This window comes from Mesorhizobium sp. ISC11 (assembly GCF_037162595.1).
GTDB lineage: Bacteria > Pseudomonadota > Alphaproteobacteria > Rhizobiales > Rhizobiaceae > Mesorhizobium > Mesorhizobium ciceri.
Genome location: NZ_JAVSPW010000001.1, coordinates 4,086,060 through 4,098,684, shown reverse-complemented (window position 1 = coordinate 4,098,684; position 12,625 = coordinate 4,086,060). Strand labels below are relative to the sequence as shown.

The following is a 12,625-nucleotide window of genomic DNA, read 5'->3' as shown; positions in this document are numbered from 1 at the left end:
CGCATGACATGCTGCCTCAGGCAAATCAAGGCTATGGACATAAGTGTACAGGATGAATCGGCCCAAGCGGATTGATGCACGATGGAGGTTGGCTGCATCGAGGCTCGATGGGGAATCGTCGTCGCCCGCCATCCGCGCGGCGCAGGCACGGGGATTTTTGTCGCGGCCGGCGGTTCACTGTTTGCTTTCCCGCGAGGCAATTGTCTGGCAAATACCAGTTCAGACAGATGCCCGCGCGGCCAACAAGCAGGAACACACGATATGACGCTGTTTCGAAAGAACCTCATCGATGGCGAGTGGGTCGGCGATGCCGGTTCGCGCAACATCAACCCCTCGGATACCGGCGACGTCGTCGGCGACTATGCCTCGGCGGGTGTCGAACAGGCCCAGCAGGCGATCGCCGCGGCCAAGGCAGCGTTCCCGGCTTGGTCCCGCTCCGGTCCGCTGGCGCGTCACGCGGTGTTGAAAAAGGCCTCCGACGAGATTCTGGCGCGCAAGGACGAGATCGGCCGCAACCTGGCGCGAGAGGAAGGCAAGACGCTGGCCGAAGGCATCGGCGAGACAATTCGCGCCGCCCAGATATTCGACTTCTTTGCCGGCGAAACGTTGCGTTTGACCGGAGAGGTCGTGCCGAGCGTGCGGCCGGGCGTCGGCGTCGAGATGACGCGCGAGGCGGTCGGCGTGGTCGGCATCATCACGCCGTGGAATTTTCCGATCGCTATTCCGGCCTGGAAGATCGCCCCGGCGCTGACACACGGCAACACCGTCGTCTTCAAGCCGGCGGAACTGGTTCCCGAGAGCGCCTGGACCATCGTCGACATCCTGCATCGCGCCGGCCTGCCGAAGGGCGTGCTCAATCTCGTCATGGGCAAGGGCTCGGTCGTCGGTCAGGCGATGCTCGACAGTCCCGATGTCAACGCCATCAGCTTCACCGGCTCGGTCGGCACCGGCAAGCGCGTCGCTGCGGCAAGCATCGAACACATGCGCAAGTTCCAGCTTGAAATGGGTGGCAAGAACCCGCTGGTCGTGCTCGACGATGCCGACCTCGCGATCGCCGTCGATTGCGCGCTCAATGGTGCCTTCTTCTCGACCGGCCAGCGCTGCACCGCCTCGTCCAGGCTGATTGTGGCTGACGGCATTCACGACCGCTTCGTCGACGCCCTCAAGGATCGCATGAGCAAACTGGTCATCGGCGATGCGCTCGACGCGCAGACCCAGATCGGTCCTGTCGTCGACGCGACGCAGCTGAAGCAGGACGAGGACTATATCGCCATCGGCGTCAGGGAAGGTGCCACGCTCGCCTTCGGTGGCGAGCGGCTCGACCGCAAGACGCCGGGCTTCTACCTGCAGCCGGCGTTGCTGACCGAGGCGACCAACGCCATGCGCAGTTCGCGCGAGGAGATTTTCGGGCCTGTCGCCAGCGTCATTCGCGTCAAGGACTATGACGAGGCGCTTTCCGTCGCCAATGACACGCCCTTTGGCTTGACCTCCGGCATCTGCACTTCGAGCCTCAAGCATGCCACGCACTTCAAGCGCAATTCGGAGGCCGGCATGGTGATGGTCAACCTGCCGACGGCGGGTGTCGATTTCCATGTTCCCTTCGGCGGCCGCAAGGGTTCGAGCTATGGGCCGCGCGAGCAGGGCCACTATGCGGCGGAGTTCTACACCACGGTGAAGACGGCCTACACATTCGCGGGCTGATCAGCCGTCGACCGATCAGCCGGGCTGATCGGTCACTGCCGACCACGCCGGCAACCCCGCCATGCACATCTGGATTGGAGCGGCGCGAAGGATGACAGTGCAGGACCTGACCTGGCTTAACCCGCCGCCGCACCATTCTATCGACGGCGACAGCGTTCGTGTGCGCACCGGCAAGGAGACCGATTTCTGGCGCGAGACCTTCTACGGTTTCTGGCGCGACAATGGCCACTTCCTGCACCGGCCCGTCGAAGGCGATTTCACCGCCGAGGTCACCGTCAAAGGCGACTACGAGGTGCTTTATGATCAGGCGGGGCTGATGGTCCGGCTCAGCGAAACCCATTGGATCAAGGCCGGTATCGAGTACACCGACGGCCTTGCCTATTTCTCCGTCGTGGTCACCAACGACACGTCAGACTGGTCGCTGGTCGCCATTCATGCCGGTCCGGGCGGCGTCAGGATCCGGCTGACCCGTCACGCCGAAACGATCCGTGTCCAGTATCTCGATGCTTCCGACGGCCACTGGAAGCCTGTGCGGCTCGCCTACTTTCCGATCTCCAGGACGGTCGATGTCGGCATGATGTGCTGTTCGCCGCAACGCGAGGGCTTCGAGGTCACATTCTCCGGCTTTTCGGTGGGGCCGCCGATATCGCGGGAATTGCACGATTGAGACGTGCGGCCTTGCGCCGACCGCAAGCCCTTCGACCTTTGTCATAATCAAGTCTGTAGATCGAGCCTCGCCGGCGGCTGCGCCTGTCGTAAGTTGGGTTCTCCGGAGCCGGAAGGGGTATTGCGGGGAAACTTTTGGCCTTTGTTCCGCTCAAGGCGAATATGTCGGGCAGCACGTTGCAACGGTATTGGCATCCGCGCTAGGAGTTGCCCATGGGCAGGTTGCGAAGGGCAGTCAAAAGAGCCGTCTATTCCAGGGCGCTGAGATTTCTTGGCGTTCCGCCCGTGCTGTGGTCGCAGGGGATCGGACATTTCTGCGATTTCGCCGGGCCGCGCTGGTATCGCAACGCGTCAACCGCATCGACACAGAGCGAGGCATTTTTCCGCCAGCATTACAGCGGCGCACATGGCATCGTCTGGCTGCGTCTGAGCACCTTGTCCAGGGATGCGCAAACCTGTGATCTCGACACGTTCGTCAGGATCGTGTTGCCGACGATCACGGCACCGTTCACGCTGCTGACGACCGATGGCGATGCTTCGGTGCCGTCTGATCTGGCGAAGGGCACCGTCGACCAGCTTCTCGCCAACCCCTTCCTGGTCTCCTGGTACAGCCAGAATTGTGACGGCACTCACCCCAGGGTCAAGCCTTTCCCGATCGGGCTCGATCTTCACACGCCTCGGTCCTTCGCCACGCCGGAAGGGCTTGTGAAGCAACTGGAAATCATACGCGCCCGGCAGGATCATGTGGACCGCCGCCCGCCCAGACTGTTCTCTGATTTCAGCATCAGCAATGGCTCGAGACAGCGCCGGGAACTGCTTGATGTCCTGCGCGGATGTCCGCATGTCGATTTCCTGGCGAAACGCGTCTCGCAGCGCTCGATCTGGCAACTGTACTCGCAATACCCGCTTGTCCTGTCCACCGAAGGCAACGGCCTGGACTGCCATAGGACATGGGAGCTGTTCTATCTCGGCTGCATCGTCGTCACCAAGACCTCGCCGCTCGACCCGCTCTATCAGGGTCTGCCGGTCATTATCGTCGACGACTGGCATGAGGTCAGGGACCCTGATGCGCCGAGGCGCTGGATAGAGCAGGTTAAGCACCTGACCGAGCGCGACCATGTTTGGGGACGCTTGCATCCGCAAACCTATCTCGAGCCCATTCGGCAAGAACTTCTGCACGCACCCTGACAGGGCAGCCACGAAATTGGAGTCGCGGTCGGCAGGGCCCGCAGGATCCGCGGAAATATAGAGCCGGCTAACCTCTGGATGGCACCGACGTTTGGCGGATATCCGAGATGGTCGACGAGGCTTTCGTCAAGCGCCGCATCGTCGCCGAATGTCCGACGCACCAGCTGCGGCAGGCTGCCGGAATGTCACCATCGCCTGGACCACGCCAACCAGCGGCCCGCCAGATGCTTCCATGATGAGGTGAGCCTTGTCCGCCGATAGGCGTCGCCGGCCATCTTTATGCCTAGCGCCTGCGTCGGGAAGGGATGGATGACGTCGGCCAGCGCACGCAATCCCATGCCCGATTTGATGGCCAGCGACACCGCATTGATCATCTCACCGGCATGGCTGGCGACGACCGTGGCGCCCAGGATGCGGTCGGACCCTTCCCTGACGTGGATTTTGACGAAACCCTCCTCCTCGCCGTCCATGACCGCCCGGGCGACATCGTGCATCAGCACCGTATAAGTCTTGACCGGGATGCCGTTCTGGCGCGCCTCCGCCGGATAGAGGCCGACATGGGCGATCTCCGGATCGGTGTAGGTGCACCACGGAATGACCAGCTCGCTCAGTTTCCTGCGTCCGAGAAACAGGGCATTGCGCACGACCATGCGAGCTGTGGCCTCGGCGGTGTGGGTGAATTTGTAGGCGAGGCAGACATCGCCCGCCGCATAGATGTGCGGATTTGTGGTGCGGAGATAATCGTCCACCTTGATACCGTCGGCATCGTATGCCACCCCGGCGTTTTCCAGGTCGAGGCCGTCGACATTGGGCGATCGGCCGATGCCGGTGATGATCTCGTCGACGGAAATCGTTGTCGTGATGTCGTCGCACACCAGGTCGGCGAGCTTCTTGCCGCCTTCCGTTCGCACCGCTACCACCTCGGTGTTGAGGCGAACCTCGACACCTTCGCGCGCCAGCGCGTCCGAAAGGATCTGGGCGGCGTCGCGTTCCTCGCCGGGCAGGAACATCGGTTCCCGTTGCGCCAGGATGACCTTGGCACCGAGCAGGCAGAAGGCCTGCGCCGCCTCGCAGCCGAGCGGTCCGCCGCCGATGACCAGAAGCCGCTTCGGGCACTCCGTGAGCTCGAACATGGTCTCGTTGCTGAGATAGCCGGCCTCGGCAAGGCCTGGAATCGTCGGCAGCCTCGGGCGCGCGCCTGTCGCGATCAGCGCCTTCCTGAAACGCAAGGTTTGTCCGGCGACCGTGACAGCGTCCGGTCCGGAAAACAGCGCTTCGCCGAAATAAAGGTCGATGCCTTCGGAAACCAGCCTATCGGCGGCATCCGCGCGGCTGATCCGCTGCCGGATCTGCCGCATCCGCGTCATGGCGCGCGGAAAGTCGACGTGAAGACGGTCCGGCATGTCGCCGCCGAAATTCTCGGCATCGCGCATGTCGGCATAAAGCCTTGCGGTGCGGATGATCGACTTGGACGGGATGCAACCGACATTGACGCAAGTTCCGCCGATCAGATTGCGCTCGATGAGCGCGACCTTTGCGCCGAGGCCGGCCGCTTCGTAGGCGGCAGTCAGCCCAGCCGGCCCGGCACCGATGACGACGAGGTTGTAGGGACCGTCCGGCTGCGGGTTCTTCCAGTGCGGCGGATGGGCGCTCGCGATCAGACTGATGTCGTTGCTGTCGACGGGGAAGGCGGTGATCCTGGTCCGGTCACGCGACATTGCCGCCACCTGACGCCGGGCTTGCCGGCTGAGACAGCCAGCCGCCATTGAATCCGGCCTTGTGCAGGCCGCGACGGATATGCTGATTGGACCGCATCAGCTTCCAGATCAGCCCTGACCGATGGTTCTCGATCATCATCACCACGATACCCTGATCCAGCCCATAGTGGCCTTCCGACACCCAGCCGTGCCTCCCGAATTTACGCCGGTTCGCCAATGTCGGATTGAAGCCGCTCGGCAGCCGGAAATTGTCGATCACCTCGGGGTAGCGATCACCGAGATGGCGCAGCGCCGCCAGGCAGATCTCCGGCGCGAAAGGCAGTGATGCCGGATAGGACCAAGGGGCGATCGTCCCGTCATCGGGCCCGAACGGAGCGCCGCGCGCGGCATAGCCGGAAAACCGCCGGCGCTGTCGCTCCACGCTGGTGCGGAAGCCGCCCGGCCCGTCGCCCGCCGAAAGTCCCCAAAGGTTCTCGTCATAGCCGTCATAGCCGTAAGGGTTGTGGCGCGCATAGTCGCGATGCAGATAGGTCGAGCGGCGGCTGTTTTCGAAATAGTCCGAGTTCTTCTCGCGCATGAAGGCGTCGCGGATGCCGGCGAAATCGATCCAGGCATGCGAGAACTGGTGCATGAACAATGGGCCGCCATACAGCACGTCGTAGCCGTAGATGTTTTCCCACTGATAGGTCGCCGTCCAGCCCTCGTAGCTGTTATCCGAGGTTGGACTGTCAGGCGAGGCCATCGACAGCACGTAGAGGATCGTCGCTTCGTTGTAGCCCTCCCAGCCATAGTGCAGAAAGCCGCTCTTTGGCTTCCAGCCTTGCCGCAGGGTCGGGCTTGAACCTTGTGCCCACCGCCAGTCGACGCGCCGGTAGAGCGCCTCGGCCAGTTGGCGGATTTCGGCTTCCTCGTCATCGTCACCGGAGAAATAAGCGCTCGCCACCAGCATGCCTGATATCAGCAACGCCGTATCCACCATCGACAGTTCGCAGCGCCAGACGCGCAGGCCGGTCCGCATATCGAGGAAATGGTAGTAAAAACCCTTATGGCCGGTGACGTCGTCGCTATTGCCTTGCCGGCTGGTCGAGAAGAAACGCAGCGCGGCCAGCGTCAGCTTCGCGGCGGCATCGCGCGTCATCCAACCGCGCTCGACGCCGATCGGATAGCTGGACAGCGCGAAGCCGACGACAGCGATGCTGGCCGGCGAATTTGGCCGCGATGTGTCGGCGACCAGTCCGTTTTCGGGGTTCACGTTATCGAGGAAATAATCGAAGGCGGCGCGCTGATAGCGGTCCAGAAGCTCATCGTCGGACAGTGCGGCAGATTCGGCTCTAAGCAAAAGTAGCAAACTCCCGCCTGACGGCTGCATTCCGTGTCATGGTTCCCGCTACCTTGTCGCGACTTGTCGATTCGAGGCGTCCAACTATACGCCCGCATGCTCCGTCCGTTGCACCGTCACGTGGAATTGAGATTCGTTCTGCCTCAGTAGGTGGCGCGGCCGCCGGAAACGTCGAACACGGCGGCCGTCGTGAACGAACACTCTTCCGAGGCGATCCAGCAGATCAGTGCCGCCACCTCGTCGACCTCGCCAAAGCGCGCCATCGGTATCTTGGACAGCATGAAGTCGATGTGCTCCTGGCTCATCTGCTTGAAGATCGCGGTGCGCACGGCCGCCGGCGTGACGCAATTGACCGTCACCCCGGTCTTGGCCAGTTCCTTGCCGAGCGACTTGGTCAGGCCGATCACCGCGGCCTTGGACGTGCTGTAGGCGGAGGCGTTGGGATTGCCTTCCTTGCCGGCGATCGAGGCGATGTTGACGATGCGGCCATAGTTGCGCTCGAGCATGTGCGGCACGAGCGCCTTGTTGCAGTAGAAGACGCCGTTGATGTTGATGTCGATGACCTTCTGCCAATCTTCCGCCGAATAGTTCCAGGTCGTCATGTTCGGCCCGGTGATCGCCGCGCTGGTGACCAGGATATCGACACCGCCAAGCGCTTCGAGCGTTGACCGGGCAGCGCGCTCCACGCCTGCGGCATCGGCAACGTCGATAGCGATGCCGTGAAGACTGGGGATGACGGCCTTGGCCTGTTCGATCTGGGCGGGATCGCGATCCCAGACCGAAACCCGTCCGCCTTCTTCGACAATCCTCTGCGCCACCGCCAGACCAATGCCCGATGCGCCACCGGTGATGACCGCCACCCGGTCGCTGAACCGTCCTGCAAAATTCATCGGCATCCGATCTCCCCCCGTCACCCGAACTCGATGGACTGACAACGCGAGCGCCATGCCATCGGCGGCGACTGTGCTGCCACCACCAGGCAAGTTCAAGCCGGCATGCAGCCCGATCGTCTGGGCCAATCCCGTGCCGGGATTACACGGGAATTCCCTCGAGCTGGTCGCCCAGTGCTTTCACCATCGCCACCAGCGCCGGTCCGATCTCGGCATGCGCGCGGTCCTCGGTGATGATCTCGCCGATGCCGCCGCAGGTGATGGCAACCAGCGGCGAGCCGTCACGCGGGCGGAACGGCACGCCGACTGCATGGATGTAGCTGTGCCAGGCGCCGAACGACGTCACATAGCCCTGGCGTGCATATTGGGCGATCGCATCGTCGATCGCCGCCGCGATCATCGCTGCCTTGTCCGGCTCCGCCTCCTGCAAAGCCCGTACAAGGCTGACGCGCTCCTCGGGTGAAAGGGCCGCCGCATAGGCCAGCCCCATCGATGTCTTCCAGATCGGCAGATAGGAGCCCGGGTTGAGCCGCAGCGTGACAAGGCTCTCCGACCGGCAATTGGCGAGATACACCATGTTGAGGCTGTCGCGCGTGCCGAGCGCCACCGCCGCCCCCGTCAAATCGGCCAGCGGCTGCATCAGCGGCCGGGCGACGTGCACGACGGCGCTTGAACTGAGCGCCGAATAGCCGAGCGCCACGGTAGCCGACCCCAAGCTGTAGCGGCCGAGATCCTTGTCGTACAGGAGGTAGCCGAGCGCGCTCAGCGTATAGGTGATGCGCGACACCGTGGCCTTGGGCAGGCCGGTGCGGGCAATGATGTCCTGGTTGCCGAGCGAGGCGTCGCCCGGCCGGAAGGCGCGCAGGATGCCGAGCCCGCGCACCAGCGACGACGAAAGCTGTGCGCCTTCGCCTTCAAGCTCCGTCTCGTCCCTGGTGGCTCGCTTGCGCACGCTGAGGTCTTTCTGGCGTCGTCGTCCGCCTGTCGGGCCGGTGACGTCGGCACTGTCGATCAAAAATGAAATTAAATTCCATTTATATTGACAGCGGCTTTCGCGGGCTGTCAATATGTTTCCGTCGATGGCATGTCCCAGCGCCTTGTGCCATCTTACGAAGCCCCTCCTTGTGAAGGTAGCCACGTGTCTCGCTATATTTTGCGCCGGCTTATCGCAATGCCGTTTCTGGTGCTCGGCATCGTCACCATCGCCTTCCTGATCACCACGGTGACCAAGGGGGATCCGCTGACCGCGATTGTCGCCGAACAGCAGATGAGCAACCCCGAAGTGGTGGCCGCCGCCAAGACGCGTTGGGGTCTCGATCGTCCTTTGCCGGAACGCTATATGATATATCTTGGTAATCTGCTGAGCGGCGATCTTGGCACCTCGTTCATCACCAAGCGCAATGTCGGCACCGACATTCTCTACCGCTTGCCGGCAACGCTCGAACTGGTTTTCGCCGCGATGATCTTCGGCACCACGCTCGGCATCGTGCTTGGTGTGCTGGCCGCCTATTTCCGCAACAGCCTGATCGACCATGGCGCGCGGCTGTTCGCCTTGTTCGGCTCTTCGCTGCCGGTGTTCTGGTCGGGGCTCGGCCTGTTGTTCATCTTCTCCGTCATGCTGAACTGGCTGCCGGGGCCGGGCAGGGTCGATGCCCGCTTGGCATTGCCGCCCGGCATCACCGGCTTCCTGACCATCGATTCGCTTCTGGCTGGCGACTGGACCGTCTTCAAGGACGCGCTCTGGCACCTGCTTCTGCCGGCCTTCGTCCTCGGCTGGACGGTTTCGGGCACCATATCGCGGCTGGTGCGCGCCAACATGCTTGATGTGATGAGCCGCGAGTTCGTGCTCACCGCGCGCGCCAAGGGGGCGAGCGAGTTCCGCGTCGTCATCGTCCATGCGCTGCGCAACACCATGGTGCCGACCCTGACCGTCATCGGCTATTCCTTCGCCTATCTGATCACCGGCGCGGTGCTGACCGAAACCATCTTCTCCTGGCCGGGCATGGGATCCTACGCCGTGGAGGCAGCGCGTGCGCTCGATTTCCCGGCGATCATCGGCGTCACCATCGTCGGTGGTCTCGCCTTCCTGGTCACCAACCTCATCACTGACATCCTCTACGTGGTGGCCAATCCGCGCGTGAGGTTGAGCTGATGGCGGTCGTCGTCACCAAATCCCGCTCCTCGACGGTTCCCGAATGGCTGACCGCGCCATTGGCCGTCGGCACGGTCGTCATCCTGTTCTGGCTGTTCATGACCGCATTCGCCAACCTGGTCGTGCAGTTCGATCCGCTCGAAATGGTCGCACGCCGGCTTCAGGCGCCAAGCTGGGCGCATTGGCTGGGTACCGACGCACTCGGCCGCGATGTGCTGGCCCGCACTCTGCACGGGGCCGCGCATTCGCTGCCGATCGCGGTTCTGGTCGTCGTCTCTGCAGTGATCATAGGCTCGCTGCTCGGCGCCATTTCCGGCTTCGTCGGCGGATTGACCGGCGCGGCGATCATGCGGCTTGTCGACGTCACTCTGTCCTTTCCGCCGATGCTGCTGGCCATGGCCGTCGCGGCGTCGCTCGGACCAGGCCTCGGCAATGCCGCCATAGCCATGGTGCTCGTCTGGTGGCCCGTCTACGCCCGGCTGATGCGGGCGCAGGTATTGGAGGTGAAGGAGCGCGAGCATGTCGAGGCGGCAATCGCCGCCGGCGCCAGGCCGCGGCGCGTGCTGTTCACGCACATATTGCCGCTTTGCTGGACCCCGGTGCTGATCAGCGCAACCATGGATCTCGGCCAGGTCGTGCTGCTTGCCGCGTCGCTCAGCTTCATCGGCCTCGGCGCCACGCCGCCGACACCCGAATGGGGCTCGATGATCTCCGATGGCGCCGTTCATTTCTATCAATGGTGGATCGCCTTCGGTCCCGGCGTCGCCATCCTCACCATCGTGCTCGGCTTTAACTTCATAGGCGACGGCTTGCGCGACATTCTCGATCCAAGGTCGGACTAGGCGATGAGCGCACAGATTTCCTCAGCGCCACCGGGCGCAGTCGACAAGGTGGGCGAGCGCGAGCCGCTGCTGTCCATACGCGGTCTGCGGGTCGGATTCCGCAAGGCCGGCAGTCAGTTCGAAGCGGTTCGCGGGATCGACCTCGACGTCGCCAAGGGCGAAGTGGTCGGCATTGTCGGTGAGTCCGGCTCGGGCAAGTCCGTCGGCATGCTCGCCGCGCTCGGCCTCACGTCAAAGAACGCGGTGGTCACCGGCTCGGTCCGCTTCAACGGCGACGAACTGGTCGGCAAACCGGCGCGCGAGATGCGCAAGATCAGGGGCGCGCGCATCGCCATGATTTTTCAGGACCCGCTGTCCTCGCTCAATCCGGTGATGACCGTCGGCGCCCAGATTGCCGAGGCGGTCAGGCTGCATCAGCGCGTGACACGCAAACAGGCGATGACGCGCGCGGTCGAATTGCTCCATCTGGTGGCGATCCCGCAGCCGGAGCGCCGGGTCAACCAGTATCCGCATGAATTCTCCGGCGGCATGCGCCAACGCGCGGTTATCGCCATGGCCGTCGCCAACGATCCTGACCTGTTGATTGCCGACGAACCGACCACGGCGCTCGATGTCACGGTGCAGGCACAGATCCTGGCCGTGCTGCGCTCGCTGCAGGAACGGCTCGGCCTCGGCCTGGTGCTGATCACCCATGATCTCGGCGTCGTCGCCGGCCATGCCGACCGCGTCGCGGTCGTCTATTCCGGCCGTGTCGTCGAACAGGCAGGCGTATCCGAGCTGTTCGCCGATCCGCGCCATCCTTACACGCGTGGCCTGATCGCCTCGATCCCCAACCTCGAGGAAAGCCGCGAGCGGCTGTTCTCGATCGACGGTTCGCCGCCCGCACTTGGGCGCTTGCCGGGCGGCTGCGCCTTCCATCCGCGCTGCATCTATGCCGCGGCACGCTGCCGGACCGAGGACCCGCCTTTGCACGATGTCGGCGGCCGGTTCTCGGCCTGTCATTTCGCGACGACCTTGCCGCCCTTCCACAGTGCTGTGCTGGCGGCGGCGAGCCTGGACAGTGGAGACGTGGCCCCATGAGCGCAGCGGAGCAACTCCAGGCGGAAACCAAACCGGCGGCTGCGCTTTCTGTTCGCCATCTCGTCAAGGACTTTCCGGTTCGCGGCGGCCTCGTCTTCGACCGTGCCGTTGCCCATGTCCGTGCGGTCGCCGATGTCTCGTTCGATGTAGCACCAGGCGAAACGCTGGGTCTGGTCGGTGAATCCGGTTGCGGCAAGTCGACCCTCGGGCGCTGCCTGATGCGGCTGATCGAGCCGACCAGCGGCGAAAGCTGGTTCCGTGGCCAGAACCTGCTCGCGCTCAATCACGAAGACATGCGCCTGATGCGGCGCTACATCCAGCTCGTCTTCCAGGATCCCTACGGGTCGCTGCATCCGCGCATGCGCATTGCCGACAACATCGCCGAGCCGCTGCGCATGAGCGACATGTCGGCGGCCGACCGCCGCGCGCGCGTCGCCGAATTGCTCGAACTGGTGCGGCTCAATCCCGAGCATGGCAAGCGCTATCCGCACGAACTGTCCGGCGGCCAGCGCCAGCGTGTCGTCATCGCCCGCGCGCTGGCACTCAATCCGCAAGTGGTGATCCTCGACGAGCCGGTTTCGGCCCTCGACGTTTCGGTGCAGGCCGGCGTGCTCAATTTGCTCAAGGACATCCAGCAATCCTTCGGCACCTCCTATCTGTTCATCGCGCATGATCTGTCCGTCGTGCGCCACATCTCGCATCAGGTGGCGGTGATGTATCTCGGCAAGATCGTCGAGATCGCGCCGGCGGCCGAACTCTATTCGAGGGCGCTGCATCCCTACACCCAGGCGCTGCTGTCGGCGGTGCCGCTCGCCAATCCCGAGAAGGAGCGCAAGCGCGAGCGCATCGTGCTGAGCGGCGATGTGCCGAGCCCGCTCAACCCGCCATCCGGCTGCCGCTTCCGCACGCGCTGCTTCAAGGCGCAGGCGATCTGCGCTGCCGTCGAACCGCCGCTCGATCCGGCCGGTGGTTCGCATCGGGTCGCCTGCCATTTCCCGGAGCCGGTCAACACTTTCAGGGCTGTCTGAGTGGCTTGCCGAATTCACCCG

The 12,625-nt window shown here is 63.7% G+C and carries 11 protein-coding genes; 7 read left to right on the top strand and 4 right to left on the bottom strand.

Translation table 11 applies throughout. From position 1 onward, the window contains the following. Positions 1 to 261 precede the first annotated feature (261 nt). The 3 genes from RPF88_RS19910 to RPF88_RS19900 all read left to right on the top strand — a co-directional run bounded on the left by RPF88_RS19910 (position 262) and on the right by RPF88_RS19900 (position 3,555). Positions 262 to 1,701, top strand: a complete 1,440-nt coding sequence (locus tag RPF88_RS19910) for an aldehyde dehydrogenase family protein (RefSeq protein WP_013528145.1) — start codon at positions 262 to 264, stop codon at positions 1,699 to 1,701. A 91-nt stretch (positions 1,702 to 1,792) separates the two neighbouring features. Continuing rightward, a complete protein-coding gene (locus RPF88_RS19905; protein WP_063170443.1) occupies positions 1,793 to 2,368 on the top strand; it encodes a DUF1349 domain-containing protein in 576 nt (191 codons plus the stop codon). Positions 2,369 to 2,580: 212 nt separating this feature from the next. Next, the gene (locus RPF88_RS19900) at positions 2,581 to 3,555 is read left to right on the top strand and encodes a hypothetical protein (protein ID WP_337123045.1); all 975 of its coding nucleotides are present in this window, start codon (positions 2,581 to 2,583) and stop codon (positions 3,553 to 3,555) included. 185 nt (positions 3,556 to 3,740) lie between these two features. Here the strand turns inward: RPF88_RS19900 and RPF88_RS19895 are convergent, their stop codons facing one another. From RPF88_RS19895 to RPF88_RS19880, 4 genes are all read right to left on the bottom strand, one after another. Beyond that, a complete protein-coding gene (locus RPF88_RS19895) occupies positions 3,741 to 5,273 on the bottom strand; it encodes a mercuric reductase (RefSeq protein ID WP_013528142.1) in 1,533 nt (510 codons plus the stop codon). Continuing rightward, positions 5,263 to 6,612 carry a glucoamylase family protein gene (locus RPF88_RS19890; protein WP_337123044.1) on the bottom strand — a complete coding sequence of 450 codons (1,350 nt, stop codon included), beginning with the start codon at positions 6,610 to 6,612 and terminating at the stop codon, positions 5,263 to 5,265. The genes RPF88_RS19895 and RPF88_RS19890 overlap by 11 nt, the downstream gene beginning before the upstream one ends. 143 nt (positions 6,613 to 6,755) lie before the next feature. Next, a complete protein-coding gene (locus tag RPF88_RS19885) occupies positions 6,756 to 7,508 on the bottom strand; it encodes an SDR family NAD(P)-dependent oxidoreductase (RefSeq protein ID WP_013528140.1) in 753 nt (250 codons plus the stop codon). A 136-nt stretch (positions 7,509 to 7,644) separates the two neighbouring features. Next, on the bottom strand, positions 7,645 to 8,517 hold the full coding sequence (locus RPF88_RS19880; protein ID WP_244514256.1) for an IclR family transcriptional regulator: 873 nt from the start codon (positions 8,515 to 8,517) through the stop codon (positions 7,645 to 7,647). A gap of 123 nt (positions 8,518 to 8,640) precedes the next feature. Between RPF88_RS19880 and RPF88_RS19875 the strand changes: the two genes are divergently transcribed. Genes RPF88_RS19875 through RPF88_RS19860 form a run of 4 tightly spaced genes read left to right on the top strand, consistent with a single transcriptional unit; the run spans position 8,641 to position 12,604 of the window. Continuing rightward, positions 8,641 to 9,654: an ABC transporter permease gene (locus tag RPF88_RS19875; protein ID WP_027164248.1), complete on the top strand. Its 1,014-nt coding sequence runs from the start codon at positions 8,641 to 8,643 to the stop codon at positions 9,652 to 9,654. Beyond that, positions 9,654 to 10,496, top strand: coding sequence for an ABC transporter permease (locus RPF88_RS19870; RefSeq protein WP_084652799.1), 843 nt, complete (start codon positions 9,654 to 9,656; stop codon positions 10,494 to 10,496). The genes RPF88_RS19875 and RPF88_RS19870 overlap by 1 nt, the downstream gene beginning before the upstream one ends. A gap of 3 nt (positions 10,497 to 10,499) precedes the next feature. After that, positions 10,500 to 11,576, top strand: coding sequence for an ABC transporter ATP-binding protein (locus tag RPF88_RS19865; RefSeq protein WP_084015553.1), 1,077 nt, complete (start codon positions 10,500 to 10,502; stop codon positions 11,574 to 11,576). Next, positions 11,573 to 12,604 (top strand): ABC transporter ATP-binding protein, encoded by a 1,032-nt coding sequence (locus RPF88_RS19860; protein WP_027164250.1) that lies wholly within the window; start codon positions 11,573 to 11,575, stop codon positions 12,602 to 12,604. Before RPF88_RS19865 ends, RPF88_RS19860 begins: the two co-directional genes overlap by 4 nt. Positions 12,605 to 12,625 lie beyond the last annotated feature (21 nt).